The sequence below is a fragment of the Neomelitea salexigens DSM 19753 genome, assembly GCF_000422345.1.
GTDB lineage: Bacteria > Pseudomonadota > Gammaproteobacteria > Pseudomonadales > Spongiibacteraceae > Spongiibacter > Spongiibacter marinus_A.
Genome location: NZ_AULP01000003.1, coordinates 57,479 through 84,023, shown reverse-complemented (window position 1 = coordinate 84,023; position 26,545 = coordinate 57,479). Strand labels below are relative to the sequence as shown.

Below are 26,545 nucleotides of genomic sequence, written 5' to 3'. Positions count from 1 at the left end.
TAAGCAAGAGGCATCGCAGGGTGCCAAAAAAAACGGGGCCGAAGCCCCGTTTGGTGTACCGCAATGGCTATGCCTTAGCGTTCGACAATCGCCGTTACACCCTGGCCACCGGCGGCACAGATCGAAATAAGGCCTCGACCGCTGCCTTTCTCTTCCAGCATTTTCGCCAGCGTCGCGACAATACGACCACCCGTCGCCGCGAAGGGGTGGCCAGCGGCCAAAGAGCTACCATTCACATTGAGCTTGCTGCGATCAATGCTGCCCAACGCCCGATCCAGACCCAAGCGCTGTTTGCAGAATTCTTCGTCTTCCCAGGCCTTCAGTGTAGCCAGCACCTGGGCGGCAAAAGCCTCGTGAATTTCATAAAAATCGAAGTCTTGCAGCGTTAGACCCGCGCGAGCGAGCATGCGCGGAACAGCATAAGCCGGTGCCAGCAACAGGCCTTCTTTTTCGCTACCCACGTCTTTGCCAAAGAAGTCGACCGCTGCCGTTTCCACAAAGCTCAGGTAGGCCTTAATCGGCAGTCCTTGCTCTTTGGCCCACTCTTCACTTGCCAACAATACCGCCGATGCGCCATCGGTGAGTGTTGAAGAGTTGCCCGCGGTCAACGTACCCTGGCCGCTCTCTTTGTCAAAGGCAGGCTTCAGGGTCGACAGTTTCTCGATGGTCGTATCTGCGCGCAAAATATTGTCGCGTCCCACCCCATTGAAAGGCGTAATTAAGTCCTCAAACAAGCCGCGCTCATAGGCAGCGGCAAGATTTTTATGACTGTTATATGCGAGCTCGTCCTGCTCCTGGCGAGGAATGCCCCACTCTTTTGCAGTCACTTCGGTGTGCTCACCCATCGACATACCAGTACGCGGCTCTGAGTTGACAGGGATCTGCACACCCAGATCTTTGCCACGCAGTTGCAGGAAGGGCTTAACGCGCTCGCCCAGGCTACGCGCCTTGTTCACTTGCAATAGAATTTTACGCAGCCCCTCGCTCACGCCAATAGGAGCGTCGGAGGTGGTATCCACACCGCCGGCGATCGCTGCATCGATCTGCCCGAGGGCAATCTTGTTGGCAACCAAGTTCAGCGCTTGTAAGCCCGTACCACAGGCCTGCTGTACATCGAAGCAAGGCGTTGCGGGGTCGAGAGAAGTGCTCAGTACCGATTCGCGAGTAAGGTTGAAGTCACGGCTGTGCTTCATTACCGCACCAGCGGCAACTTCGCCAAGGCGCTGGCCTTGGAGCTGGTAGCGCTGAACCAAGCCCTCAATCGCTGCGGTTAGCATGTCTTGGTTGCTAGCACCGAAATAAGCGGTATTAGAGCGGCAAAAAGGGATGCGGTTGCCGCCGATAATAGCGACGCGCTTGATGGTTTGAGCCATGACAGATCCTCAGGTGTTTTGTCAGGTGGCGCAGTGTAACAAGCCGCAGCAAGGTCACATTGGCTGAGGCGACACGGCGGCAGCGGCGGCGATGTCAATTCACCACCGGCGGTCTGCGCGTAGAATTGCCGCCCATAACACAGGGCACACCCTCATTCAGGAGTCATTTTATGTCTGACCGTATCGAGAACTTTATTAATTCCAGCGCAGGTAAAAAGGTACTTGGCGCACTGGGCGTCAACGCTCCTCGTGAACTCGCCCGCTACACCCCCTCCCAGCGCAGCTTTTTCAAAGGGCGCTTATTGCTCGGCGCTGGCGACAACGCCGCCTTGCTGGCACAGGTATCAAAAATTCTCGCCGAGAGCGACGCAGAGGTAGTCGGCGACGACAATGCCCGTCTGCAATGCACTGCCCTGGCACAAGACAATGGTAGCGACGCCCCCTTCGCCGCACTAGTATTCGATGCGACCGGCATGCGCGACTCACTAGAGCTGGTTGCTGCCTACCGCTTCTTCAATGCCAACATTCGCAAACTGGCCCCCGGCGGCCGCATCGTTATCCTGGGTCGTCCGCACATGGGCGCCGACAACGCCGAGCAGGCAGCCACCCAGCGTGCACTGGAAGGCTTGAGCCGCTCACTGGCAAAAGAAGTGGGTGCGCGCGGCAGCACTGCACAACTGATTACTGTTGCCAGCGGCGCCGAGGGAGACTTCGGCAGCAGCCTGCGTTTTGTCCTGTCGCCGAAATCAGCCTATGTCACTGGTCAAGTCATTGCCGTTAACGCCGTCGAGCAGTCTGGCAATGTCGATTGGCACAAACCTCTGGCGGGCAAAACCGCTCTGGTGACCGGCGCTTCTCGCGGCATTGGTGAAGCGATTGCCGACACGCTGGCGCGCGATGGCGCCACCGTTATCGGCGTCGATGTTGCGCCGATGGAAGACGACCTTGTGAAAGTGATGACCCGCCTGGGTGGCCAGCCCCTGATCGCAGACATCACCGCTGAAGACGCCCCCGCCAAGATTGCCAGTGCCGCTAAACAGGCAGGCGGTATCGATCTCATCGTCCACAACGCCGGTGTTACTCGCGACAAAACCATTGCCAATATGACCGAGCAGCAGTGGCAAATGACGCTGGATATCAACTTGGCCGCCGCACAGCGCATTACGCGTGAACTGCTGGACCAGGGCCTTATTCGCAATGGCGGCAGCATCGTTGGTGTATCGTCAATGAACGGTATTGGTGGTCAGCGTGGGCAAACCAATTACGCCGCATCAAAAGCGGGTGTCATCGGTTACGTTGACTTCATGAAGAATGACGAACAGCTACGCGCTCACAATATTACGGTCAATGCCGTCGCCCCCGGCTTTATTGAAACCGCAATGACGGCAGCCATTCCACTGTTCACCCGGATGTTCGGCCGACGCCTGAACTCGCTGTCCCAGGGCGGGCTGCCAGTAGACGTTGCCGAGGCGATCGCCTTCTTCGCCAACCCCCTCTCTCGCGGGGTGAGTGGCAATACACTGCGTGTGTGCGGCCAGTCCTGGTTCGGCGCCTAAGACGGCTTCAGTGGGCGGGGCATTGCGCGCCGCCTACTGTTGTTTTTGTTGGCGATACTCTATGGGCGTCAGGCCGGTCCAGCGTTTAAATGCCCGATAGAAGGTACTGGGCTCGGAAAACCCGGTAAGATACACCACATCGGCAATGCTTTCATCGGTGCGCGACAACAAGCGCTTGGCGAGTATGCAGCGATAATCTGCCAACACCTGGTTAAAACTGGTGCCCGCCTCGGTCAAGCGCGAGCGCAATACTCGCTCATTCATTCCCAGGCGTTCTGCCACACTTTCCAAACTGGGCTGCCCCAGCTCAAGCATTTCCGCAATCACCTGTTTAACATCGCCCACGACGTCCTGACGAGAGAGTCGCTCAAGCTGCTTGCTGGCAACTTTTTCATGGAGTTTCAGCAAATCCGGCTCGGCATGGCTAGATGGTGTTGCCAGAATATCGGCGGCAAATACCAAGCTCTGTTCTTTGGCGTCGAAATGTACCGGGCAGTTGAAGTGCTTTTCATACTCGGCAACATCCCCCTGCGGCGGGTGGCCAAGATTAATCTCTCGGGTTTGAAACGCGCCGTCGGTCAACGCTTCAAAATAGCGCTGCATAAAACGCACAAAGCACTCATCGCGGTGACGCAGCTCTGCCTCACTGTCGCCAATAAAATCCAGCACCACACGCGCTTCATCGCCTTCCACGTGCAGCTTGAACTGCATGGCATCAGTCACTAAGCGCTGATAATTTTCCGCCCGGCGCAAACCATCGCCGAAGCTTGGACTACTCAGAAATAGGTATTCCAGTACCTGACCACGGTATACCGGTACATGATTGGCCAGGTGCAAGCCAATGCTTTTGTCGCCGCTCACTTCTTCTAACACGCGCCAAAATTGCACCTGCGCGGCGTGGGGGAAACGCGCGCTGCGATCTTTCAACAGCTTGGGCGAAATTTTGCACTCGCTGACAATCCGCTCAACATCCAATCCCAGCTCTTGAATGGCCGGGTAAGCCAGCTGGATCAGGAAGCTGGAATCACTCAGTTCTGAAAAACCTTTTTCCGTGGAATCGCTCATTACACTCGCTATCTATGGCTGCTCTAGACGCTGACTTCATGGCAGGGATTGGCCGGAGCGCAGAATCAATTCTGCCTTATCAGCAAATAATTTACTGCTCAGCATTGATTATACTGTGAAGCTGCACCGAATAAGGAGTAAGAGTAGCATGAGCGTCGCTCAGGAACTAAAAATCAAACGTCTACCGGCCCTCGCCCCCCTCCTCGCCAGAGCGGCATTACCCAAGCGCCAAAGCAAAGCGCTTAACTTTCCTGAGCGCAGCATTGAGCTGGCGCCAGTGCGTTACAGCCAACGACAGCTCAAACGCTATGCCAAGTCCTGTGGCTTTAGCCTGGACGGCAACACCCTGCCCGCGAGTTTTTTGCATATTATGGCCTTCCGGCTGCAGATGCAGCTAATGATACAGCGCGACTTTCCCGTTGCGGCAATGGGCTGTGTACATCTGAACAATGAAATCATTCAGCACCGCGCCATCAGCAGCAGCGAAGCGCTGCGCATGGTGTGCCGTCTGAGCGACCATGAACTCACTGCGCGTGGGGTTGAGTTTACATTTGAATGTCTCGTCTACGCTGGCGATGAGTGTGTTTGGGAAGACCGCAGCCAGTACCTGTCGCGACGTAAGACCGGGATCGCCAAACCCGCGAAGGGCAAGCCGCGCGAAGCCCGGCGCTATGCTAACCAAGACGCCATGCACATCCCTAACAGTACGGCTCGTCATTACGCCCTTGCCTCGGGCGACTTCAATCCCATTCACTTACACGATCTCAGCGCCAAGGTGCTGGGCTTTAAGAAAATGGTGGTGCACGGCATGTGGAGTAAGGCCGCCTGTATGGCGAAACTCATCGATGACGGCGACGCTCTGCGCTGTCGCGTGGAATTTAAAACACCCGTGTTTCTGCCGTCGAAGGCCGAACTTCACTACGAAAAAGGCCCCGATAGCACCGTATTTGAACTGCGTGACGCCGCTAGCGGCAAGCCGCACCTGATCGGGGAATTGTCGCCGATCAGCGCCTAGGCGAGCAGTAAGTCTGGCGCCAGCTGCTCGACCATTTCGCGCAGCCCCTGGCGCCAGTCTTTTTTAGTCGGCCCGATTAGTGCGTGCATTTTTTCGGTGTCGATTTGTAAGCTACCAAAGGCTTGTGGGTTGTCTCGGAAGCGCGGCTGCAAGCCACAGAGCTCGCCCAAGAATTCGCACCACTGCTCAATACTCACCGCTTCCGAGCCGCCAAAATTTACCGTGCACACCTCTGTGCTGGCCGCAGCCAGCAGGTAGGGCAGTTTCTCGATGTAGTCACTGCTGTGCAACAAGTTATAGAAGTTCGGCGCCTCCGGGTGGACGTCAATCTCCATGCCCTCTTTCATCATTAGCAGGTGGAAAAACGGCCAACCGCCATTGTTGCCATAGGGGACGCTCAAGCGGGCAATCGTCGTTGGAATACCGTATTGGCGAGCGGCGAAACGGCAGACCGACTCAGCAGCAATCTTCGACAAACTGTAGGTTGGGAACATTGCACGGTGATTATCGCCCAGCGGCGCACTCTCTTCGCGCGGCGGCTGCCCGGCGTATTCATAGACCGCCGTTGATGAGAAATGCAGCACGGCTTTGGCACTGCGGCAATGCGCCATCAAATTCCCGATGCCTTCGGCATTTGCTCTCAGGTCGTAGTCAAAGTCACCACTTTTGACCACCGCTAGGTTGATCACGTAGTCCACGTCACTGGGGCAGGCCTGCAAACTGCGGTGGTCAGCAAGGTCTCCTTTGACAGTGTTGACGCCCATTGCCTCGAGCTCCTGACGCTGTTTCTCGTCAGAAAAACGCGCCACCGCGGTCAGCTCACACTGCGCAGCAAGCGCTTCGACAATGGGCGCGGCCACTTGGCCACCGGGGCCAGCGAGAAGGATTCGACTACCGGAAATATCAACAGGAGAAAGGGTCATAGCTGCCTCATTATTCATCTTTGAGGCGAGTGTAGCGCGGGAAGGGTCTTCAGCCACCCTCCAAACGGGTGGCTGAAAGCAGGCCTTACAAGTAGCTTTGTAGCTGGCGCAACCAGTCTTGCAATGACTTCATATTATCTGGGCCCAAACGCCACAGCCACTTACTGAGCGGGTCGGCATTTTCCAGAACCGGGTCAGCGTATTCATAGAACACTTTTGGACGGCGCAATTCCGCATCGGCGGGAATCGGCTCAACAATCAGCAAGTGCTCAATCGTGGTACGCAGCTGATTATCAAAAGACTGTGGATTACCTAATTCGTTGTAGCTCGACTCTAGGAAAGGCGACCATTTTTTATAGTAGATCGCGACTTTTTTCGGATCTAAAGCGGTAACAGTATTTACCAGCGGTTCCCAGCGGCGGAAGTTACCGGGGTCGTTTGCCATGCCCTTTTCAGTCTTAATGACCAAAAAGGCCTCTTTGTCGTAACTGATCGGCAGGTGTTTGTTTGGCAGGCGAAAACGCGCCATTTGATCAACCAAAGCGACCCACTTGCGAATTTGGTGCTGGGGTTGCAGCCACTGCCCCAGCGACGGAGACAGTTCTGTTGCAGCGTCTCGCACCTGGTCATCACTGCCATCTATTTCTCGCGGAGGTTCCGGCGCCTCGGCCGCTTGCTCTTGATAGTCTTGCTCCTGCTCGACAGCCAGCGTTTCTTTGATCGCTGATGTTTTCGGCGGCATCGAGGCCTGCAAATCCTCCGAGCTGGCCTCAGGCTCGTTGAATTCACTGCTTGCTGAGCGCTCGACTACAAACCAGACGAAGGCACCAACAGCAGCAATGATCACGATCGCAGACAGGGATTTCCAGTTCATTTACGCTTCCTGTTATGTTTTTTGATTGTGCAAGAAATAACGTTGTCGCAGCGACAGCCCAATGACGCTGCAACGTGACATTTGCCCATGGTAGCCCCGCGGACTAACCGCGGCAACTGTGGGGAAGAATATTCGAGGGAAAATAATGCGCCGGCACCCATCGAAAACACCGACGGGTGCCAGTTAAGAATGGAAGGCCTACAGGTCGAGGTCGTCTAGCAGTTCCAGCTCCTCCATTAGCCTTTTACGTTCGAGCCGCTCTTCTATACGCCGGCGAATACTATTATCTCGCCCCCCCATATCAGGGCCGTCGTCGTAGTTTGCACCACCATCGTCAAAGAAGTTGTCATCGAAGTCATCAACACTCTCTGACACTGCCATTTCTCTAGCCATATCAAGCTCACTCCAGCACGATTAAATACGGAAGCAACCATCGGCAATTAGCACGGTTGTTCAGCTGACTGTTTATGCTGAGATCGGCAGCCTGTCAATGAAAATTTACCCCTACTTTGGTCTCGGTTTATATCAGCCAAGCACAGAGCAGGCGCAGCCTAGAGGCGATTTAGGCCATTCAGCGCCGCGGTGCGGTAAGCCTCGGCCATAGTGGGGTAGTTAAAGGTGGTTCCCAGGAAATAACGCAGGCTGTTACCACCGTTCTTCTGTTTCATAATTGCCTGGCCGATATGAATAATTTCCGCGGCTTCAGCACCAAAACAGTGAATCCCGAGAATCTCCAGGGTTTCTACATTAAACAGCAGCTTCAACATGCCAACGGTTTCCCCGCTGATCTGGCCTCGGGCGGTGTCTTTAAAAAATGCCCGACCCACTTCGTAGGGTACGCGTTGCTCGGTGAGCTCGCGCTCATTCAGCCCCACCGAACTAATTTCCGGCAGGGTGTATATCCCTGTGGGTACGTCGTCGACAAACCGGCACTGTTCCTTACCGCGCGCCGATGCCGATGCAGCCCGCCCCTGGTCGTAGGCAGCGCTGGCCAGGCTAGGCCAGCCAATCACATCACCCGCGGCGTAGATATTCTCTACACTCGTCTGGTAGTGCTCGTCCACGTTTAACTGGCCGCGATGATCCGGCGTTATGCCCACGGCCTCTAGCCCCAGGCGGTCGGTGTTGCCGCTGCGGCCGTTACACCACAGCAAGGCATCGGCGTGAAGGCGCTTGCCACTTTCCATTTTTAGGACGACTTCCTTATCACTGACCTCAACCTCGCTATATACCTCGCGGTGGCGAATCATCACGCCGAGGTGGCGCAAGTGATAACTCAATGCATCGGAGATTTCATCGTCGAGGAATTCCAACAAGCGGTCGCGGGTATTCACCAGTTCTACCTTAATCCCGATACCAGAGAAGATTGAGGCGTACTCACAACCAATCACGCCAGCGCCATAAACAATAATTTTACGGGGCGTATTGGTCATCGCCAGGATACTGTCGCTGTCGTATACACGCGGGTGACTGAAGTCGATATTCGCGGGCCGGTAGGGGCGCGAGCCGGTTGCAATCACAATGTTCTCGGCGCTGTAGTGTTCTTGTTTGCCGTCTTCACCTTCCACAGACAATGTATGCGCATCGACGAAGCTCGCCCTGCCGGCAATCACACGAATATTATTGCGATAGTAAAAGCGGCTGCGCATGGCCACCTGGCGGGCAATCACCTCATTAGCGTGGCTGAGTAAACGCGGATACGTGAGCGTTCGCGGGTCGCCAATCTCCCGGAAAATGGGCATGCGATTAAAGCGGATCGCCTGTCGCACCATATGGCGCAGGGCCTTGGAAGGGATGGTTCCCTGGTGGGTGCAAGCCCCCCCAACCTGTGACTGCTCCTCGATAACGGCAGCACTTTGACCATGTTTGACCGCGTTCAATGCCGCGCTTTCGCCGGCAGGCCCGCTGCCAATTACCAGTAAATCAAAATCATAGTTGGCCAATTTACCCTTCCTTATCGCCGCTGCGCGGGGCGTTAACCACTTGGAGCTGTTCAGGCAGTATACTACCGCCATCGCAAGAGAAAGGGGATTCGACCTTGGTCTGTCCCCAAGCCCAAGAGACCGAGTCGTGCCCACAACCTCCCACCAACGAGAACACTATGGCCTGCGCTATATGATGGCGAGCGCGCCAGCAATGCGCCGCCTCAAACGCGGCAACAACAGCCGCTTGCACGGCAGTAAAAATTGGGGAGCGGCGTTCTTATTGATGGAATACCTGAGCCAGCACCCTCTCCCGCCCAATCGCTCCGTACTCGATGTCGGCTGTGGCTGGGGGCTGGCGGGGCTGTATTGCCGCAAGCGCTTTAATTCAGCGGTGACTGCCAGCGACGCGGACCCAGCGGTATTCCCCTATCTTCAGGCGCAGGCCGATATTAACGACCTCACTATCGACACCGAGGTCTGGCGCTTTACCGACGTTCCAGGCGACGCGCTTGCGGCGGCCGATACCTTGATCGCCAGCGATATTTGCTTTTGGGACGACATGGCTGAAGAGGTTTACCAACTTATCGCCCGCGCTGTTGAGGCCGGTTGCGGCAGAATTCTCATTGCCGACCCCGGCCGGCCACCCTTTTTAGCAGTGGCAGAGGCCTGTATTGAGGACTTCTATGCCGAGCTTGTGCCCGTCAGAGCCTATACGTCGCGACCTCACCGCGGCTATGTGCTGCGTATCGAGAACGCCTGAACTGTCTCAATACTGCAATATTGCTGTCACGTAACTGAAAGCTGTCAGGGGTAGTGTTTGATTCGAGAGGATTAAACTATGCGCTTGATACAGACAATAAATCAGTTCGATGTGCGGATGTTTCTCGCTTGCGTTAACACTCGCCACCAACAGCAACTCTGCCGGCTCGCCTTTGCCATATCAAAAAGTGGCGATGGCTATACCCAGCTCTTTCTGCCACTCGCGCTCTATGCACTGGGCGTGCACAGCAGTGAGATATTTGTTGCTAGCGTAGCAACAGGATTCGCGGTTTGGCTACCGCTCTACTGGGTGTTGAAAAATACCTGTCGCCGCAAGCGGCCTCCTGCGGCGATCCCGCAATTCAATGCCGCCATCATTGCCTCGGACGAGTTTAGCTTTCCCTCCGGGCATACCGCCGCCGCCTTCTTACTCGCGACCTTAGCCGTGCTGTGCTTTGGCGCTGTGGCATCAGTGCTCTTCCTTTGGGCGGTGGCCGTGGGCGCATCGCGAGTGGTACTGGGCGTGCACTTCCCAACTGACACCTTTGCCGGCGCTGGCCTTGGCATTGCCCTCGCGCACCTTGCCCATAGCCTGGTGATCGGTTGATCTTAGCAATCAAAGAGACAAGCGCTTTACCATGAAACTACTCTATGGGGTCCAGGGCACAGGCAACGGACACATCTCCCGCGCCCGCATGATGGCGAAGCACTTCGCTGCTCGCAATGTCGATGTGCAATTTCTGTTTAGCGGTCGCTCGCCGGAACAGTACTTCGACATGGACGTGTTCGGCGACTTCCAGCTGCGCCACGGCCTCACCTTTGCAACGCGGGATGGCCGGATAAGCACCCTGCAAACCCTGCGTGAATCGCGGCCGCTGCAATTTATAAAAGATGTGCGCTCGCTCGATCTCAGCGACTACGATCTTGTGATTACCGACTTCGAACCCGTCACCGCCTGGGCCGGCCGACTGCAAGGGAAAACCGTAATAGGGGTCGGCCACCAGTATGCATTTGGCCACCCCGGTGTACCCGAGGACGGCGTAGATTTCCGCAATCGCTTGATCATGAAGCTGTTCGCTCCCGTTAAAGTGGGGCTCGGCCTGCACTGGCATCACTTTGGCGGCCCAATTGTGCCGCCAATTATTAACCCCGACGAGAAACGTTTAGCACCAGCGTCGCACACCCTCGTTTATCTTCCCTTCGAGGATCAGCAGCGCGTCACCGCGTTGCTACAAAGCTTCAAAGATCAACATTTTATTCAATATGCACCGACGCTCTCTGACGCTGAACTCGGCAACGTTTCACACAGAAAAACCAACCTTCACGGGTTTAAGCACAATCTGTGCAGTGCCCGCGGGGTGATCTGCAACGCCGGCTTTGAGCTGGTTAGCGAATGCTTGCACATGGGCATTCCGGTATTGGCCAAGCCCGTTGCCGGCCAGTCAGAGCAACTGGGCAACGCGGCATCACTGCGGCAACTCAGACTTGCCGACACCATGGCAGACATTGATCGCGAGCACATCGCGAACTGGCTGCGACAGCCTCAGTCCAGTGCCGCGCAAAACTACCCCGACGTCGCCGGCGCAATTTGCGAGTGGTTGCTTTCCGGGCAATGGCACAATCGCCAGACGCTCGTGGATGCCCTCTGGCAGAACGAGCAAAACAACGTCCTGACCGCCGATCTGTCCCTTTGAATAACGACAGTCCGCCATCCGACAGACATTTTGTCGGGCCGCCCCCGCTCAATTTCCATGAATTGATGGACGACTGCCGTGGCCCCCTGCACCGGCGCCTGTCTGAGCTGTTGGCGGTTGAGCAACTCTGCCGCCAAGCCGGGCCGCTGCTAAAAAACCGCTGCGAAGCGGTAATTGATGTTGATAATTTTCGGCTGCCCATCGTTTCGCTAACCCTGGGGGATCCACAACGCGCCAAGAGTTGCTTGCTGCTGACCGGAGGTGTGCACGGAGTAGAACGTATCGGCAGCCAGGTATTGATTGCCTGGTTGGAATCAGCCCTGGAACGCTGCCGCTGGGACACTCACTGGCGACAGCAATTTGATGAAGACATCGCCATCATCGCCGTACCTATCGTCAACCCCGCGGGGATGCTGCGCGACGCCCGCTGCAACGCCAACGCGGTTGATCTCAACCGCCATGCCCCCATAGACGCCGAGGACCGGGTTCCTTTTCTTGTTGGCGGGCAAAGGTTGTCCCGCCATTTGCCCTGGTACCGCGGGCGCTGGGAGAAACAGGTAGAGCCGGAGTTTCAAGCACTGAGCGATATCATCGACCGGCATAGCCGAGGCGGCGACCAAATGATGATGGCGATAGACTTTCACTCAGGCTTCGGCTTTCGCGACCACATTTGGATTCCTCACGCCTACCGCAAACAGCCCATCGATGATATTGGCAGCTATATGTCGCTGAAGCTGCTATGGGAGCGCAACTTTCCCCACCACAATTATGTATTCGGTCCGCAGGCGATGCACTACCTCAGCCATGGCGACATGTGGGACTACTTTTATCTGCGTTGCCGCGAGCGCGGCTGCCGCCTGCTGCCACTCACCCTGGAAATGGGCAGTTGGCTGTGGGTGAAAAAACACCCCCGCCAGCTGTTTAGCTTCGCCGGTCTATTTAACCCGACCGTGCCGCACCGCCATGCACGCGTCTTACGGGGGCACTTATTGTTGATCGACTTCCTGCTGGCCGCCTGCCGAAATAGCGCAGAGTGGCTGACCCAAGGCGAACAAGACCGGCAGATGCAGCAAATCGCACAAACCCTTTGGTATCAGCACCTCAATGACTGAATCATCGCCAAAGCACTGGCTCTTCTTGCGAGGCCTGGCCAGAGAGACCGGCCACTGGCAACCGTTTATCGAACAGTGTCAGAATACCTTGGCCTGGCAGTGCCATAGCCTGGATCTGCCCGGGTTTGGCACAGAGCACAGCGGCGTATCGCCGCTGTCGATCCGACAAATCCGCCAGAACCTGCAATCTCGACTCACTCTGCCCGAAGGCGAAGCCATCGGCATTGTTGCGCTGTCACTTGGCGGTATGGTTGCGCTGGACTGGTTAGCCCACGAACCGCAGCGTGTGCATCGCGCCATACTCATCAATTCCAGTAGCGCAAATTGCCCGCTCTGGTGGCGCATCCAGCCACGCGCCCTGCCGCTGCTTGTACGCGGTGTTTTTGCGCCGTCGATCGACAGTCAGGAACGCTGGGCGCTGCACATGGTGAGCAACCAACACAGCGAGGATGCGTCGGTATTGAATCGACACAAACAATTGCGCGCGCAGCACCCCGCCCAAAAAAGTAATGTACTGCGACAGCTCTGGGCCGCCTCGCGCTTCCGCGCACCCGCGAAACTGGCCCCGCATCAACGCCTGCACCTGCTTGCCAGTCACGGCGACCGCATGGTGTCGTGGCGCTGCAGCGAGGCACTGGCTCAGCGTTTTCACTGTTCGCTGGATGTTCACCCCAACGCCGGACACGACCTTCCCCTGGATGCACCGGACTGGGTAATTCAGCAGTTTGCCGCGCAGCAATAATCCACAGAGTTAAAAAAACCGCGCAAGCCTGTTTGGCCTGCGCGGTCTTCGCCATTACCTTGCTGTTTTTAACGCGCTCAGTAGCCCAAGTAGCGCTTGCGGCGTGCGGGTTTCATTTTCTCTATATCGACGAGTACCAGGCCATCAATACAGTCGGCAAAATCCGGGTCGACATTAAAATCGGCAAAGCTCACGCCACCCGGCTCACATAGCTCTGTATATTGCTTGTAGAGGGTGGGCACCGAACACCCCTGCTGGGCCAGTGATGCCTTGAGCTGCACGAATTCTTCCTTGTAGTCCTTGCCGTAACTCACCTGCGTGTTTAGCTCGCTGCGATACGGCATCTTGGCGCTCGCCCACTGTCGATCATCGGCGAAGTGGCTGCGATAAAAAGACAATAGCTCATCTTTCGCCGCCTTCGGTAACTCGTCACTCAAACTGACCGGGCCAAACAGGTAACGTAGCTCGGGGTACTTCGCCAAATACTGGCCTACTCCCTGCCAGAGATAATCCAAGGCATTGCGGCCCCAATACTTGGGCTGAACGAAGGAGCGCCCTAGCTCGACGCCACGGGCGAAAATCTCACTGGCGGCGTCCGCGTTGTAGTCAAACAGGGTTTGGCTGTAGAGGGTTTGCTCGTCCGTTAAGGTGGCAACCTGTTTCAGCCGATACGCGCCGACCAACTCCAACTGCTCTTCATCCCATAATACAATGTGGTCGTAGTAAGCATCGTAACTATCGACATCGCGTCGGTGCCCAGTACCTTCGCCAACGGCGCGAAAACTGACTTCTCGCAGGCGGCCGATCTCGCGCATGATGGTGCAGTCACCACTGTACTGATAGCGGTAGATCTCCATGCCGTCACGGCTGCTCCCCAGGCGCTCACAGCTTCGTATCGCCTTGCGCAGTTCCTGACGGTCCTCGGGGTGTGCCACCGGTTGCGCGTGAGGCATAAAACACGGTTCACCCCGGCGTTTGCGCTTTCCCAGTTTGTATAAATGCTTTTTAAATAGATGGACTTTTGCCGGGGTGGTGAGCGGCAGCTGCTGGTATACCGAGGGCTCGACTGCCGCGCCAATGCTCACTCTCACTGTGCGGTTATTCTGCTTGAACATTTCGCGGATCAACCACAGTGTAGAAAGCGGCTTGGCTAGCAGAGACAGGGCGTAGAAAAATACCGAGTTGCGAGCGCTAATATGCACCGGCAGAATCGGCGCTTCGGCACGCTCGGCAAACTTTAAAAAACCGTTGCGCCAACGGCCATCTCGAATACCGGCGGGGCTAAAACGCGAGACCTCTCCAGCGGGGAAAATGATCACCGCTCCCTCGCCTTCAATATGCTCATGAATCGCCTTGAGATTTTCCTTGCGATTGCGTTTGCCGCTCATATTATCCACGGGCAGTAACATTGAGCGCAGAGGCTTCAGGGCATACAGCAATTCATTGGCAACAACCTTAACATCGCCGCGCACTTCCGATACCAGTTTCAACAGCGCCAGACCGTCAAGGCTGCCAATGGGGTGATTGGATATGATGACCACCCTGCCTGACACAGGAATACGCTCCTTATCCAGCGCGCTAACGGCATAGCCGAAATCAAAGTAATCCAGCACCTGCTCAACAAAGTCCATGCCCTGTAAATGCGGGTAGTCCTTTTCGAACTGCTTAAACTCCGCCTCGTGAAACAGGTATCGCAACAAGGTGGTGAGCGTGCGTTTTATATGGGGATTGCCACTGGCAATACGCGGAAATCGCTCATTGATAACAGCATCAACGGAGATCATTATTCAGTACCTCTGGATTAACTGGCGCGTCGCATTGGCAGTACATCTGCGCTTTTCGGTTCGCCGATCTTGTCGAGTAATTGCTGCGTTTCGGTCCACTGAAGCAGTTCAAGCTCGCCCTCATGGCTTTCCGACAGCAAGGTGCAATTCTCAATCCAGTCGCCGTCATTGCAGTACAGCAGACCGTCAATTTCCTTCAGCGCGGGCTGATGAATGTGGCCGCAGATAACACCGTCCAGACCGCGCCTCTCCGCTTCCTTAACAGCGGCACGCTCGAAGACATCGATCACTTGGCGCGCATTGGGGATTCGTTGTTTGATATACGTGGCAAGCGACCAATAGTGGCGCCCAAAGCGGCGGCGGATAAAATTGGCCCAGCGATTGAGGAACAACAGTAAATCGTAGGCGGCGTCGCCTATCAGGCTCTCCCACTTTCGCAGTTGCATATGCTCATCGAGAATATCACCGTGAAACATCAGCAGACGCTTCCCCTTCACAGTGGTGTACACGGCCTCTTTGCGAATTTCGATGGGGCCGAAAATATTCCCAACATAGTCCCGAAATGGTTCATCGTGGTTGCCCGGTATATAGACAACACGTGTGCCAGCATTCGCTTTGTGGAACAAGGTGCGGAGAACGTCATAGTGGCTGGGAGGCCAATACAGGCTGCGCTTCATCGCCCATAAATCGACGACATCACCAACCAAGTAAATCGTTTCACAGTTCACTCGGTTTAAGAAATCGAGCAGGTAATCTGCGCGACAGTCTTTGAAGCCCAGATGAATATCAGATAGCCATATGGTTTTGTAATGTGTCTGCGCTGTCACGCGTCGCGCTCCCGCTATGCATTTGTGGCAATGCTACGGCGCGTAAATGACAGCGTTCGGACAATTTAACGACAAAATTATGACAAACGGGGAGGAGATCTAGTGGGAGCGAACGGCAGATGGGTAGTATTTTTTTAGCACAGCTTCGAGCTTCTCGTCATCGAGCGGCTTCAGAGTAAACTCGGATACCAGGCCTCTCTCTTCAGCTCTAGACCGATCGTCAGGGTTCTGCGACGTCGTCAGCATTACAACGACGACGCCGGCCTTCTGCGTAGACGGGAGGTTTTCATAAGCCTCCAGGAATTCCCAACCGTTCATCACCGGCATATTGATATCGAGCAAAATCAGCTCTGGCTGGGGGTGTTTGTCAACGCCGCTACGCAGATAATCCAGCGCCTGCGCGCCATCGCGGCACTCCACCACGGTCTCAGCACAACCGTAATTGTCGATCACAAGACGATGAATGAAATTAGTTGCCTGACAGTCATCCACTAATAAGATTGTTTTAAGTTTTGCCATGCTGCTCTCCACACAGAGTAAAACAGAAGCAACTACCGCCATCCCTTGCGCTTTCAATCCAAATATTACCACCGTGCTGTTCGACAATTTTCTTACACTGCGCCAAGCCGATCCCCGTTCCAGGGTAGTCTTCCCGCCCGTGCAAACGCTGGAAAATCAGAAACACACGCTCTCGATGGGCCTCGTCAATACCAATGCCGTTATCTTTCACACAAAATCGCCAGCCGCCATCACAGGCCTGGGCGGTAATTTCAACACAGGGAACCACATCGCCCCTAACGTACTTCAAACCGTTGCCAATCAGGTTCTGAAACAGCATACGTAAACTGGCGGCATGCCCAACAATCGTCGGCAAGCCCCGGAAGCGGACGTTAGCACCGCGCTCGCGAATCTGCACGGCTAAGTCGTCGCAGACTCCATCAACCAGCGACTGGCAATTCACTGGCTCCCAGGGAGCGTCTTGACCCAGCCGGCTGTATTCAAGCAGGCCGTTAATCAACTGCTCCATCCGCGAGGCTGACTGGTTGATAAAGGCTAAAAATTGCAGCGATTGCTCGTCAAAATTTTCGGCATTTTTTTGCTCAAACAAGCCGACAAAACTTTTAATCGTACGCAGCGGCTCCTGCAGGTCATGAGAAGCAATGTAGGCAAACTGTTCCAGCTCTTTGTTGGCTCTGGCCACTCGCCCCAGGTTCTGTTCAAGCTCCGTTTGCGCCGTTCTACGCTGGGCCACTTCATTTTCCAGGGCATGCTGCTGCGTGGTAAGTTCGTCGAGCAGTGTGCTGAACTCTCGGGCCAAGGCCCCTACTTCTGTATAGGCATCTACCGGCAAATCTTCAGCGCGCGTCGCCCTGCCTTTTTGTTGAATAACTGCGCGCATGTGCTGAAGTGGCGCAACAATTTTCTGCGCGAGGATGGTGGCCAATACAAGAAACACCAGCAAAGTGGTAACCACGAACACACTTTGTTTCTTTAACAGCTCACGACTAACGACCATGGCATCCCGGTAAGGCAAGCTCACAACAACGGCTAGCTGCTGCCGCGTGCTACCAAATTGATAGCCCAGTTTTTTAAGTGCAAAAAGGCGACGCTGATCGCCTACGTTTGTTTGTGTTTGCCAAGCTCGTCGATTTGGGTCGGCGAGAAACTGGTCCGCCTCAGGTAGATCATCGACAAGGGTGCTGCGCTCGCCGTATTCAAAGCGAAAGGTTTTACTGTGGTCTGGGTGAAGTAAATAGTCGCCGTCGCTTCGAACGATATAGTTTGCTAACTCATCCTGGGCCGTCTCGCCGAGACGCGAGAACATTTCTTCAAGGCGGTGATTCACAACAATCACGCCACGGCGCTGACCCTGGCTATCGTAGACCGGTGTCACCGCACGAATAACGGCATGGGGCGGCTGCATTATTTGGCGGTTTTCACGGTTTAAGCCAATGTCAGACAACCAGACGACATTCTCTGATAAGGCTAAACCTGCCTGAACATAATCCCGGTGAGCCTTATCCTGCAAGTCGGCGTCAGCGACAACTCTCGCCTGCCCGCCGCTGCCATAGCGATCCACACGCACCACTTCTTGGCCGCTGGCGTCGATAAGTCGAATCTGCACGCTCATGGGTTTGGCGGCCAACATTTGCAAAAATGTTTGTTGAAGATGATCGCGCCAGTGCGTCGAGGCCGCCGAATTTGCGTCGACAGCCCGGCTTTCCAGCAAGCCACCAACAGCGGGAGCTTGGCGCAGAAAAGCAACATCGCGAAGCAATTCGCCAATGTAGGCATCAAATTGCACGCTCAACCGCTCCGCCTCTGTACTCAACTGCTGCTGACGCCGCTCAAGCAGCTGTTGTTCGAGCGTAGAAACGGTACTGAAAATCACCACTGTATTGCTGAGCACGACCGCAGCAAGCAACACCAGCAGGACGCGCCGAGCAATAGAGCTACCTTTGACAAGATGTAGGAATCGCTGCTTTTTCATCGAGCCTCTAAAAGCCGGCATGCAGAGTCGCCCCCTCTCCCTGGAGGCCGCCGATACATAATACTAGTCTAGTCACCGTGGGCGCGGCTTGCGTATTAACCCTTACTCACCCTCTGCAGCACTGGGCATAGTGGGGCGCCGAATAAGCTGCAACATACTCTGCTGGACATCCGGTCCAAGGAGACTAACCCAGCGCTGACTAAATACCGCCAGCCGCGGATTGCACCATATACGCGGCTCTCCGCCCTCTTCGTCCTGCGCCAGTAAGTCTTGCGAAATCAGGGTATCTAGGTAGACCCTAAACAGGTTTTTATCGAAGTACTCCGGCGCTTCCCGGCCACTGACAATCGCCAGGCGTTGCGCCATGTCGATAATGGTCCTCTCGATATCACTGCGCGGCGACGGCGTCTCACCGGGGGAATGCACCAAGAGCAAGCTGGTCATGGTATAGCGCTCAAAGGTTTCACGCAGAATCCGCCCCAGCCCGGTCAGCACGGCATAGGCTTCTGTGCCAACTTCAGGCCGTGATAACACGCCTTCATCACAGCGCTCTAACAAGCCAAGCGCAACGAGATTATCGATATGAGACTCAACGAGCGCCTCGCCCTCCTGCTCGTCAACGCGCAAAAATAACTCGCGCTTGAGGAAGGGCAGGAGTTGCGCGCAAGACTCTTTCAATTCGGCCTCATTCACGCGCTCACTGTGGCGGAAAAACCGCGCGATCAAACTCGGTGTGGCCAAAACGTGCATGACCGAGTTGCGGTAGTAGGTCAGCATCACCGCCTCTTTGCCGGTAGCGGTGATAATTGGCCCCCAACTATGATCTATGCGCGACAGGCCCGCGGTACGCGCCGCCGCATCGAGGATTTCTCGGGCGCTCCCCTCTGGCAGGATCACATCATCGCTGTAAGGCAGGCGCTGCAGTAGCGCGATAAAATGGTCGATCTGCGCCAACAGTTCATCCTCAGCCATCGCACGTTGCGGACTGGACAGCAGGATCATGGCCACCAAGCCTATTGGATTAATCACTGCCGCGGCATTGATACGCTCCATATTCTCCTGGGCGATGTGGTCGACAACACCGGGTATAAAACTCTTATCCCCGGCCTGCAGCTTACTGCGCCACTCTGGCTCAACCCGGCTCAAACACTCATCCAGGCTAATCGGCTCACCGAAGGAGACGTGAGGGCTACCATAAGATGACTTGAAAATTCGCGTAGCCTTCAACAAGCCGCCGGCGGATTCACTCTGCTTGGCTGCGCCGCGCAACTCCTTCACATAGGACGCGCCCTCGACCAATTTGTCATAACCGACATACACCGGAACCAAGGCAGCCTTGCGCGCAGGTTGCGCCAAAAAGCTCTCCACCGTCATGCGCAGCATGCCTTTCTTCGGCGGTAATAATCGCCCGGTTCGCGAGCGGCCGCCTTCGGGAAAGAATTCCACCGGGTAGCCGCGCCCCAGAATCACATCGAGATAGTTGCGAAAAACGGCTGTGTACAGCTGCTGGCCGGCAAAACTACGGCGAATATAAAAGGCCCCCCCGCGACGCAGCAAACCACCCACGGGCCAGAAATTAAGGTTTACCCCCGCCGCAATATGGGGCGGTACCAAGCCCTGGGTGTATAGGCCGTATGAAATGAGCAGATAGTCCAGATGGCTGCGGTGACTGGGCATGTAAATTAGCTGGCGGTCGTTGGCCGCGCGATTAAGGCGGTCAATATGATGTAGACGAATACCACTGAAGATTTTGCGAAACACCCAGCTCAGAATCAGGTCCAGCACCCGCAGCATTCGAGAGTCGAAGTTTGCGGCAACCTCGTCGACCATTTTTCGCGCCTGCTTCATCACCTGCGCATCGGTTAGCTGCTTTTCCTGCTGGTGCTGCGCCATAGCGGCTTTAACTTCAGGACGGCGCAATACCAAGCGAATAATCGCCGGACGCGACAGCAGGCTTGGACCAAGTGCAGCAGTTTTTCGGCGGCTGTAGTAGAAGCTCAGGGTGCGAGCCAGCAGCTCCGCCGCCGACGCCGGCTCTTGGGTGCGGGCAACCAGTGTCTGAAAGTTGATGGGCATGGCGAAGTGCAAGATCACATTCTTACGCTGCGCAATAATCACCATTAGCTTGCGAAAGGCCCCACCGCGTTCCCCATCGCCGAGTAGCAGTTTCAGAAATGATGTTTCACTGCCCGGGTCGCGCCCCCAAAACATCGACACCGGTACAATCTGCATTTCCTTAGCCAGGGCACTGGCAGTGTCATCGCCAAGCCGCGCGATAAGCGCCGACATGGTCGCTTTACCGCGGTCATTGCCGCGCTCGCCGCGTAACACCGGCAAGTACAGACACGCGGCGCGGCTGCTACCGGGCAGTTTGCCCGGCGTGGCGCGCAGCAGCGGCAGTCCCTCAGCTTTAAGAATCCGCTCGAGTAAAAACCGGTCAGTCCAGCTGTGCTGGCGCAGCACATAGCACACCGGTCGACCGTCAATAGCCTCACGCAGCCCCTCGTCTACCTGCACAATATTCGGTCGTACAAGTGCAAACACGGGGGCCGAGACGAATCGACACAGCAAAAAAAACAGTTTGGTAAACCAGGGCATGGGTCTATGGCTTCCTGAAAGCATCGCCAAGCATCAGTCGAAGCTGTGCTCGGTCACTATGGTTATCGAATAGATGTTGGAAAATGGTAATTTTACCGCGTTAATGCGCCGAGGTCGCGCATGATCCGGAGAAATCCACCAATACGAGCAGCGAAAGCCTCCGCCACGTACAATGGTTACCCGCCAACGGTCAGACGAGAGCCCGAACATCATGCGCCCAATTCCCTTCGATAACAGCTACCAAACACTGGCGGACAGTCTCTTTCATCGCCAGCAGGCAGAGCCGGTCTCCGCGCCGCAAGCTCTGCTGATTAACACCGAGCTGGCCGACGAGCTGAATATCGACAGTCAGTGGCTGGCCTCGCCGGCAGGAATTGATGTTCTGTCGGGCAATGGGCTGGCCGTTGGCAGCCAGCCCATTGCCTGCGTATACGCCGGTCATCAGTTTGGCAATTATAATCCGCAACTTGGCGACGGCCGCGCATTGCTGCTGGGTGAAGTCATCGACCGCCAAGGCCAACGTAAAGACATTCAATTGAAGGGATCCGGGCGCACGCCCTACTCTCGCGGTGGCGACGGCCGCTCACCACTGGGGCCGGTTATTCGCGAATATCTGCTCAGTGAAGCGATGCACCGCTTGGGCGTGCCCAGCACGCGGGCCTTGGCCGCGATCGCTACCGGCGACTCGGTCTTTCGCGAACACGGCCCTCTGCCCGGCGGTATTCTATGCCGCGTTGCCAGCAGCCACCTGCGCGTGGGTACGGTTCAGTTTGTCGCAGCGCAGCAGGACCCCGAACTACTGCAGCAACTGGTGGATTACGTTATTGACCGCCACTACCCTGAGTGCAAACACAGCGAATCGCCCTATGAGGCACTGTTTAGCGCTATTCTCAATGCCCAGGCAAGGCTTATCTCGCGCTGGCAAGCCCTGGGATTTATCCACGGCGTTATGAACACCGACAATATGTTGCTGTGCGCGGAAACCATCGACTACGGTCCCTGCGCATTCATCGAGGCTTATCACCCCGGCACGGTGTTCAGCTCTATCGACCAGCAAGGGCGATACGCCTACGGCAATCAGCCAGCCATCGCCCAGTGGAATCTCGTGCAACTTGCCCAAGCCATGCTGACGTTGATGCAGCGGCCGGGCGAGTCGGACCTAAAGCCGGCCGTGCAGCGCGCGCAGGACGCCCTCAACGCCTTCCCGGAAACCTTCCTGCAAGCGTATCGGCAGCGCATGGCCGAAAAACTCGGCTTCTCCCACATCAACGATGACGACGAAGCCCTGTATCGCGATTTACTGGCGCTACTGGAAGAGCATGACAGCGACTTCACCCTGAGTTTCCGCAGCCTGAATGACCGCGCAGCGGTACTGGGCAACTGCGAAAGGGCCGGTGACACCATCATTGGGCTTTTCCAATTGCCGGATGCCTTCGCGCCTTGGTTAGAACGCTGGCAGCAGCGCTTCAACGCCGACGCCACACCAGCTGAGCAGCGCTACCTCACCATGCAAAAGGCCAACCCGGTATTTATTCCCCGAAACCACTTGGTGGAAAGCGCCATAGAGAAGGCCTACGAAGGCGATATGAGTGTTTTCTTTGCCCTACAGACGCGCTTGCAAGAACCCTTTGAATACCAGTGCGACGCAGCCGAGTTTGCCGCGCCCGCTACCGGCGACAACCGGGTAACGGCAACCTTTTGCGGAACCTAGTGCTGTCCCAGTAATTAGGCCCGCGAAGGCGGGCCTGTGCGGACCGGCAATCAAAGGCCGAGTTTTGCCCGAACCTTCGGCGCAACGTTTGCCTGAGACAAGTCGCCGTTGTAGTGCGCCTTCACACGGCGGTCCATCACCCAGCGCCACAGCGGCGGGAAGTACGCCAGCGGCACCATTCCCGCATAACCGCTGGGTAACTGGGGAACATCCTCGTAGTGACGCAGGGCCTGATAACTGCGCGTGGGGTTGGCGTGGTGGTCAGAATGACGCTGCAATTGATACAGCAAAATGTTCGTCACCAAGTGATTGCTATTCCACGAATGCTCGGGCTGGCAGCGCTCGTAGCGCCCAGAGGGCAGCTTGTTGCGGCACAAGCCGTAGTGCTCCAGATAATTGATCACTTCGAACAGGGTCATCGAATAGAGGGATTGGGCTGCCATAAATGGCAGTACCGCCCAGCCAAAGACCGCAGCAATAATGGCGTACAGCACCACACTCATCGACCAGGCCTGAAGATTGTGGTTCTGCCAATGCCACACTGGCTTGCCCTGACGCTCAAGTCGCTTCTTCTCCAGTGCCCAGGCACTGCGGAGACTGCCTATCATGGTGCGCGGCAAAAACTGCCAAAAACTCTCTCCATAACGGGCACTGGCTGGATCCTCTGGCGTTGCCACCCGCACGTGGTGACCGCGATTATGCTCAACGGAAAAGTGGCCGTAAAAAGTCGGCGCCAGGGACAACATGCCCAGGTATTTTTCAACCTTGCTATTTTGGTGACCGAGCTCGTGGGCAGTATTGAACGCTACGCCGCTGACAATGCCGACCGAAACCAACAACCCGCTGATTCCCACCCAGCCCAGCTCGCCGCCGGCCAACACCGACATTGCCCAGAACAAGGTGGCAAATTGTAAGGGGAGGAAAGCGTACACGCAGTAGCGGTAGTAGCGGTCTTGCGACAACTCCGCAACCACCTCCTCGGGGGGATTGTGCGGATCGTTACCAATTAGGTAGTCCAGCGCCGGAATCAACGTGTACAGGAACAAGGGCGCAAACCACCATCCCCACTCCGAACCGGTCAGCGCGGCCATACCGCCACTCATTAACGGAAACAGCGGCACGATCATACCAAATAGCCACAAATACCGTTTGCCATCGACCCACTTTGCTGCGGACGACGGCGTATTGATTTCAAGCTCACTAGCCATTTCACCACCTAATCTACTTATTGTATTTATTTACCTACTAATTTGTATATTATTGGCGAAACAATGCTGTGTCAACATCTGGTAGACTTAATCCTACTATTTTGAAGATTATGGACTCATCATGGCGCGGCCTCGCACACAACCCAACGCTCCCAGTACCCGCAGTAAAATCCTCAATGCCGCACGCATTGAATTCTCCACCCAGGGTATCGCCGCGCCGCTGGACGCCATCGCCAAACGCTGCGGCATCCGGCGCCCCTCCCTGCTACACCACTTTCCCTCCAAGCAAGCACTGATTGCCGCGGTGACCGACGATATTTTGGGAAAAGCGCGAGAGCGACTCATTCAAGCAGTTGGAGCCAAAGGCGGCGACTATGCACAGACTATGCAGGCCATAATCCGTGTGCTGAGAGACCTGGAGGCCGAAGAACAGGGGGTAGCCGGCGTGCTGCTGCACGCACTGATGAGCAGTGACACCGACAATCCGGTATCGGGCAAAATGACCGAGTTTATCGATATTATTTTTGCCACCGTATTAATGGCGGGAAATCCCTCGGGCAAGCCCAAGGCCGAGCTGCGAGCCGCTATCGCCCACCTGGTGATGGGCGAGCTAACCCGCGTGGCGTTGGCTAGCAGCGCCGATGCTATTTGGGGAGAAGGCGACGGCGTCGACCAGTTGTTTCGCAGCTATTTTCTTCCATAAAAGCGCCCTAGCAAGAATAACTGGAAGCTATAGTCTTGGACGGCAATCAGGTAAACTCTCTGACAAGATGAGTTTGCCGCAAACTCAAAGGAAGACCGACACCTACTGAGAATGCCCGAGGTCGTAATATGGACAATACGCAAGAGAAAACGGAACCCACAGAGAACAACCAAAAACCTTTGAGCTTCTTCGAGGTTTTCAAGCAGGCGATTTCACTAATGTTTGCCCTGCAAAATCGCTCCGGGCAAAAACGCTTAATGGACTTGGCTGAAACCAATCCTATGCCGCTGATCTTCGCCGGCGTCACAGCGATGGCGATCTTTTTCTTGTTCTGCTTTATCAGCTCGCAAATTGTGATCAGCCTGCTGACCTCCTGATTCGCAGGTCGCCGGCCATAATTGATCAGCGAGGGCCGCCCGTTGTCGAGCTTTGACATGATTTTCCAGCTATTGATCTATAGCTTTTGGATGTTGCCAGTAGTGGTCAGCATATCTCTATGCCTGTATTTTCATCTAGAGATGAAAAAGGTCATGCGACGACCACCCTCCCCAAAATGGGATAACGTGAATATTGATACGCTAATCCCGCCCACCCCGCTCGATTAAGCGGCCGTAATCAGCGATAGCGCGACAAACATTTAACCACGCTTCATTAAGCGGGCGCCCGCACGCAGAAAATTAAAGACACAAAAAAACCCGCACAACTTTCCAGTTGTGCGGGTTCTTAAATAGTGGCGCGCTCGGGAGGATTCGAACCTCCGACCGCCTGGTTCGTAGCCAGGTACTCTATCCAGCTGAGCTACGAGCGCGTCGAGGTGGCGTACTATATTCAAGGTGGTTTTAGCTGTCAACGGGATTTTGAAAAAAAGCTTAAAAATCCTCGCGTTGAACGACTTTTAACCAGCTCAACCGCGCTATTGCGCGGAATACGGCAGGCGCAGTATCCGGTCGCCTATAAAAGAGCCCACGTACACTGCATCGTCCACCCGCTGGGCAACGGTGCCTGCGCCCATAGGCGGCCCGGACACACTGACCACAACTCGGCTTTGCAGAGTGTCCGGGTCTAGTTCCACGACATCAAATGCCGCGGGACAGGCGCCCTCTTCAATACTGGGGCAAACAATGAAATCCCCCAGCGTGAAGTTGTGGCTGGCGATCAGCAGCTTGCCGCGACCATCCCACTGGCTGTTGTCCGGATGGCTAATTTCCACCTCCGCAAGCAGCTTGCCTGTGCGGCGATCCAGTTTTTGCAGCATTGAGCCCGCCCAAAGGTTTACAAACAGGGTTTCGCCATCGGCCGAGATTTGAATGCCATTGGGGTAGTCACCGCTAAATCCTGGCAGTTTGCTAAATTGTTCGCCGTCCCACACCCAGATATGGCCGGGGTTAAAGCCCGCCAGGGCGGTAATTTCCTGCCAACCCAGTGTACCGACCGGCGCGTCGCCGCGGGTATACATGTGAGTGGCCATAAAGCCGCCCTCAGGCAAGGCCACAATATCATTCAAGAAGCTGCCTTCAGGGGGAATCACGCAGCCGCGCCAAAAGGGTTTAACCGCGCCGTTTTGGTCGCGTAACTCGAAAAATTCCACAGACTCACGACCACCGTGGTTGACCACCAGCAATTGCAGCGTGCCGCTCTCGTGGCGCGAGAGATGAATGCCGTGTGGCGCGAAGACGTTTGGGTCCGGCGCGGCACAATCGGCATCCCCCCAACCATCGGAGATCGCCACCTCGGCCATCGGCCATACCTGCTTACTGCCATCCCGGGTATCCAGCAGGGCCAAAGACCCCGCAACGCTGCCGTGCCCCGCCGCCATTTGACTGACTACCAAATGGCGGCCGTCGGGTAAGAGCTCCATATCTTCGGGCTTCTGCCAACCACACAATACCTCTCGCTCTGCCACGCCCTGACAGTCACTAATTACCTGAGGGCGCTCAACGCAGCCAGCCAGCAGAAATGCTGTCATCAATAACGTTTTTTTCACCGTGTTATCCTTATCGTTATTCACCGCGGACTACCCTGCCGCAAGCGGTGAAGAAAAACCAGTTGTGCCGCGGCCAGTCTTTTTTTCTTGACCCTGTAGCAATAAACAGGGTTTAGCGTAGACAGTATTGAACACTCTCAACCCCGGCACCTGGCAGCGTAATACCCTGCCCAACCAGAGCTTGTTACACTGTGGCCATGA

Annotated in this window: 23 protein-coding genes and 1 tRNA gene; 10 read left to right on the top strand and 14 right to left on the bottom strand. The window is 55.8% G+C overall.

All coding sequences use genetic code 11. The annotated features are described in order from the left end of the window. Window positions 1–74 precede the first annotated feature (74 nt). Window positions 75–1,373: an acetyl-CoA C-acetyltransferase gene (locus tag H573_RS0106310; RefSeq protein WP_027873525.1), complete on the bottom strand. Its 1,299-nt coding sequence runs from the start codon at window positions 1,371–1,373 to the stop codon at window positions 75–77. Between the two features lie 170 nt (window positions 1,374–1,543). Here H573_RS0106310 and H573_RS0106305 point away from each other — a divergent pair, with 170 nt between their 5' ends. Next, window positions 1,544–2,929 (top strand): 3-oxoacyl-ACP reductase, encoded by a 1,386-nt coding sequence (locus H573_RS0106305; protein ID WP_027873524.1) that lies wholly within the window; start codon window positions 1,544–1,546, stop codon window positions 2,927–2,929. Between the two features lie 33 nt (window positions 2,930–2,962). On the opposite strand, the gene H573_RS0106300 is transcribed toward H573_RS0106305, so the two are convergent. After that, complete coding sequence (locus H573_RS0106300) at window positions 2,963–3,994, bottom strand: AraC family transcriptional regulator (protein ID WP_027873523.1); 1,032 nt, start codon at window positions 3,992–3,994, stop codon at window positions 2,963–2,965. A gap of 148 nt (window positions 3,995–4,142) precedes the next feature. On the opposite strand from H573_RS0106300, the gene H573_RS17265 reads away from it, so the two are divergent. Next, entirely contained in the window at window positions 4,143–5,009 is an 867-nt protein-coding gene (locus tag H573_RS17265) for a MaoC family dehydratase (protein ID WP_051171056.1), read from the top strand. On the opposite strand, the gene H573_RS0106290 is transcribed toward H573_RS17265, so the two are convergent. The 4 genes from H573_RS0106290 to sthA form a co-directional block, all read right to left on the bottom strand. Continuing rightward, window positions 5,006–5,932 carry an NAD-dependent epimerase/dehydratase family protein gene (locus H573_RS0106290; RefSeq protein ID WP_027873522.1) on the bottom strand — a complete coding sequence of 309 codons (927 nt, stop codon included), beginning with the start codon at window positions 5,930–5,932 and terminating at the stop codon, window positions 5,006–5,008. The genes H573_RS17265 and H573_RS0106290 overlap by 4 nt on opposite strands. Before the next feature lie 85 nt (window positions 5,933–6,017). Further along, window positions 6,018–6,806 carry a DUF3014 domain-containing protein gene (locus tag H573_RS0106285; RefSeq protein ID WP_027873521.1) on the bottom strand — a complete coding sequence of 263 codons (789 nt, stop codon included), beginning with the start codon at window positions 6,804–6,806 and terminating at the stop codon, window positions 6,018–6,020. Window positions 6,807–7,004: 198 nt separating this feature from the next. Next, window positions 7,005–7,199, bottom strand: coding sequence for a hypothetical protein (locus tag H573_RS0106280; RefSeq protein ID WP_027873520.1), 195 nt, complete (start codon window positions 7,197–7,199; stop codon window positions 7,005–7,007). Window positions 7,200–7,357: 158 nt separating this feature from the next. Continuing rightward, on the bottom strand, window positions 7,358–8,749 hold the full coding sequence (gene sthA, locus H573_RS0106275) for a Si-specific NAD(P)(+) transhydrogenase (RefSeq protein ID WP_027873519.1): 1,392 nt from the start codon (window positions 8,747–8,749) through the stop codon (window positions 7,358–7,360). Window positions 8,750–8,876: 127 nt separating this feature from the next. Here sthA and H573_RS0106270 point away from each other — a divergent pair, with 127 nt between their 5' ends. The 5 genes from H573_RS0106270 to H573_RS0106250 all read left to right on the top strand — a co-directional run bounded on the left by H573_RS0106270 (window position 8,877) and on the right by H573_RS0106250 (window position 13,038). After that, window positions 8,877–9,491 (top strand): class I SAM-dependent methyltransferase, encoded by a 615-nt coding sequence (locus H573_RS0106270; RefSeq protein ID WP_027873518.1) that lies wholly within the window; start codon window positions 8,877–8,879, stop codon window positions 9,489–9,491. A 78-nt stretch (window positions 9,492–9,569) separates the two neighbouring features. Then, complete coding sequence (locus tag H573_RS0106265; protein ID WP_027873517.1) at window positions 9,570–10,097, top strand: phosphatase PAP2 family protein; 528 nt, start codon at window positions 9,570–9,572, stop codon at window positions 10,095–10,097. A gap of 31 nt (window positions 10,098–10,128) precedes the next feature. Next, complete coding sequence (locus H573_RS0106260) at window positions 10,129–11,184, top strand: MJ1255/VC2487 family glycosyltransferase (RefSeq protein ID WP_027873516.1); 1,056 nt, start codon at window positions 10,129–10,131, stop codon at window positions 11,182–11,184. Further along, window positions 11,181–12,296 (top strand): DUF2817 domain-containing protein, encoded by a 1,116-nt coding sequence (locus H573_RS0106255; protein WP_027873515.1) that lies wholly within the window; start codon window positions 11,181–11,183, stop codon window positions 12,294–12,296. The genes H573_RS0106260 and H573_RS0106255 overlap by 4 nt, the downstream gene beginning before the upstream one ends. Continuing rightward, the gene (locus tag H573_RS0106250) at window positions 12,289–13,038 is read left to right on the top strand and encodes an alpha/beta fold hydrolase (RefSeq protein ID WP_027873514.1); all 750 of its coding nucleotides are present in this window, start codon (window positions 12,289–12,291) and stop codon (window positions 13,036–13,038) included. The genes H573_RS0106255 and H573_RS0106250 overlap by 8 nt, the downstream gene beginning before the upstream one ends. Before the next feature lie 77 nt (window positions 13,039–13,115). Here H573_RS0106250 and olsF read toward each other — a convergent pair whose 3' ends face one another. The 5 genes from olsF to plsB form a co-directional block, all read right to left on the bottom strand. Continuing rightward, a complete protein-coding gene (olsF, locus tag H573_RS0106245; protein ID WP_027873513.1) occupies window positions 13,116–14,822 on the bottom strand; it encodes a bifunctional ornithine lipid synthase OlsF in 1,707 nt (568 codons plus the stop codon). Window positions 14,823–14,839: 17 nt separating this feature from the next. After that, window positions 14,840–15,649 (bottom strand): UDP-2,3-diacylglucosamine diphosphatase, encoded by an 810-nt coding sequence (locus H573_RS0106240; protein WP_027873512.1) that lies wholly within the window; start codon window positions 15,647–15,649, stop codon window positions 14,840–14,842. 99 nt (window positions 15,650–15,748) lie between these two features. Next, a complete protein-coding gene (locus tag H573_RS0106235) occupies window positions 15,749–16,168 on the bottom strand; it encodes a response regulator (protein WP_027873511.1) in 420 nt (139 codons plus the stop codon). Continuing rightward, a complete protein-coding gene (locus tag H573_RS18895) occupies window positions 16,155–18,140 on the bottom strand; it encodes a sensor histidine kinase (protein ID WP_051171055.1) in 1,986 nt (661 codons plus the stop codon). The genes H573_RS0106235 and H573_RS18895 overlap by 14 nt, the downstream gene beginning before the upstream one ends. A 102-nt stretch (window positions 18,141–18,242) precedes the next feature. Further along, window positions 18,243–20,738, bottom strand: coding sequence for a glycerol-3-phosphate 1-O-acyltransferase PlsB (gene plsB, locus H573_RS17255; RefSeq protein ID WP_051171054.1), 2,496 nt, complete (start codon window positions 20,736–20,738; stop codon window positions 18,243–18,245). Between the two features lie 211 nt (window positions 20,739–20,949). Here plsB and H573_RS0106220 point away from each other — a divergent pair, with 211 nt between their 5' ends. Beyond that, window positions 20,950–22,449 carry a protein adenylyltransferase SelO gene (locus H573_RS0106220; RefSeq protein ID WP_027873510.1) on the top strand — a complete coding sequence of 500 codons (1,500 nt, stop codon included), beginning with the start codon at window positions 20,950–20,952 and terminating at the stop codon, window positions 22,447–22,449. Window positions 22,450–22,499: 50 nt separating this feature from the next. On the opposite strand, the gene H573_RS0106215 is transcribed toward H573_RS0106220, so the two are convergent. Beyond that, window positions 22,500–23,657: an alkane 1-monooxygenase gene (locus H573_RS0106215; RefSeq protein ID WP_036255969.1), complete on the bottom strand. Its 1,158-nt coding sequence runs from the start codon at window positions 23,655–23,657 to the stop codon at window positions 22,500–22,502. A 121-nt stretch (window positions 23,658–23,778) separates the two neighbouring features. Here H573_RS0106215 and H573_RS18890 point away from each other — a divergent pair, with 121 nt between their 5' ends. Both H573_RS18890 and H573_RS0106205 read left to right on the top strand, forming a co-directional pair. After that, window positions 23,779–24,360 carry a TetR/AcrR family transcriptional regulator gene (locus H573_RS18890; protein ID WP_027873508.1) on the top strand — a complete coding sequence of 194 codons (582 nt, stop codon included), beginning with the start codon at window positions 23,779–23,781 and terminating at the stop codon, window positions 24,358–24,360. Window positions 24,361–24,488: 128 nt separating this feature from the next. Further along, window positions 24,489–24,737, top strand: a complete 249-nt coding sequence (locus H573_RS0106205) for a DUF2970 domain-containing protein (protein ID WP_027873507.1) — start codon at window positions 24,489–24,491, stop codon at window positions 24,735–24,737. A 354-nt stretch (window positions 24,738–25,091) separates the two neighbouring features. On the opposite strand, the gene H573_RS0106200 is transcribed toward H573_RS0106205, so the two are convergent. Both H573_RS0106200 and H573_RS0106195 read right to left on the bottom strand, forming a co-directional pair. Further along, a tRNA-Arg gene (locus H573_RS0106200) sits at window positions 25,092–25,168 on the bottom strand. Window positions 25,169–25,273: 105 nt separating this feature from the next. Then, window positions 25,274–26,344 (bottom strand): SMP-30/gluconolactonase/LRE family protein, encoded by a 1,071-nt coding sequence (locus tag H573_RS0106195; protein WP_154653850.1) that lies wholly within the window; start codon window positions 26,342–26,344, stop codon window positions 25,274–25,276. Window positions 26,345–26,545 lie beyond the last annotated feature (201 nt).

Excerpts from the sequence above, each read along its gene's own strand:
- H573_RS0106220 (WP_027873510.1), top strand. The coding sequence starts at position 20,950 with ATGCGCCCAATTCCCTTCGATAACAGCTACCAAACACTGGCGGACAGT.
- H573_RS0106285 (WP_027873521.1), bottom strand. The coding sequence starts at position 6,806 with ATGAACTGGAAATCCCTGTCTGCGATCGTGATCATTGCTGCTGTTGGT.
- H573_RS0106300 (WP_027873523.1), bottom strand. The coding sequence starts at position 3,994 with ATGAGCGATTCCACGGAAAAAGGTTTTTCAGAACTGAGTGATTCCAGC.
- H573_RS0106265 (WP_027873517.1), top strand. The coding sequence starts at position 9,570 with ATGCGCTTGATACAGACAATAAATCAGTTCGATGTGCGGATGTTTCTC.
- H573_RS18895 (WP_051171055.1), bottom strand. The coding sequence starts at position 18,140 with ATGAAAAAGCAGCGATTCCTACATCTTGTCAAAGGTAGCTCTATTGCT.
- H573_RS0106305 (WP_027873524.1), top strand. The coding sequence starts at position 1,544 with ATGTCTGACCGTATCGAGAACTTTATTAATTCCAGCGCAGGTAAAAAG.
- H573_RS0106235 (WP_027873511.1), bottom strand. The coding sequence starts at position 16,168 with ATGGCAAAACTTAAAACAATCTTATTAGTGGATGACTGTCAGGCAACT.
- H573_RS0106215 (WP_036255969.1), bottom strand. The coding sequence starts at position 23,657 with ATGGCTAGTGAGCTTGAAATCAATACGCCGTCGTCCGCAGCAAAGTGG.
- H573_RS17265 (WP_051171056.1), top strand. The coding sequence starts at position 4,143 with ATGAGCGTCGCTCAGGAACTAAAAATCAAACGTCTACCGGCCCTCGCC.
- H573_RS0106205 (WP_027873507.1), top strand. The coding sequence starts at position 24,489 with ATGGACAATACGCAAGAGAAAACGGAACCCACAGAGAACAACCAAAAA.
- H573_RS0106310 (WP_027873525.1), bottom strand. The coding sequence starts at position 1,373 with ATGGCTCAAACCATCAAGCGCGTCGCTATTATCGGCGGCAACCGCATC.
- H573_RS0106250 (WP_027873514.1), top strand. The coding sequence starts at position 12,289 with ATGACTGAATCATCGCCAAAGCACTGGCTCTTCTTGCGAGGCCTGGCC.
- olsF (WP_027873513.1), bottom strand. The coding sequence starts at position 14,822 with ATGATCTCCGTTGATGCTGTTATCAATGAGCGATTTCCGCGTATTGCC.
- H573_RS18890 (WP_027873508.1), top strand. The coding sequence starts at position 23,779 with ATGGCGCGGCCTCGCACACAACCCAACGCTCCCAGTACCCGCAGTAAA.
- H573_RS0106290 (WP_027873522.1), bottom strand. The coding sequence starts at position 5,932 with ATGACCCTTTCTCCTGTTGATATTTCCGGTAGTCGAATCCTTCTCGCT.
- H573_RS0106280 (WP_027873520.1), bottom strand. The coding sequence starts at position 7,199 with ATGGCTAGAGAAATGGCAGTGTCAGAGAGTGTTGATGACTTCGATGAC.
- H573_RS0106260 (WP_027873516.1), top strand. The coding sequence starts at position 10,129 with ATGAAACTACTCTATGGGGTCCAGGGCACAGGCAACGGACACATCTCC.
- plsB (WP_051171054.1), bottom strand. The coding sequence starts at position 20,738 with ATGCCCTGGTTTACCAAACTGTTTTTTTTGCTGTGTCGATTCGTCTCG.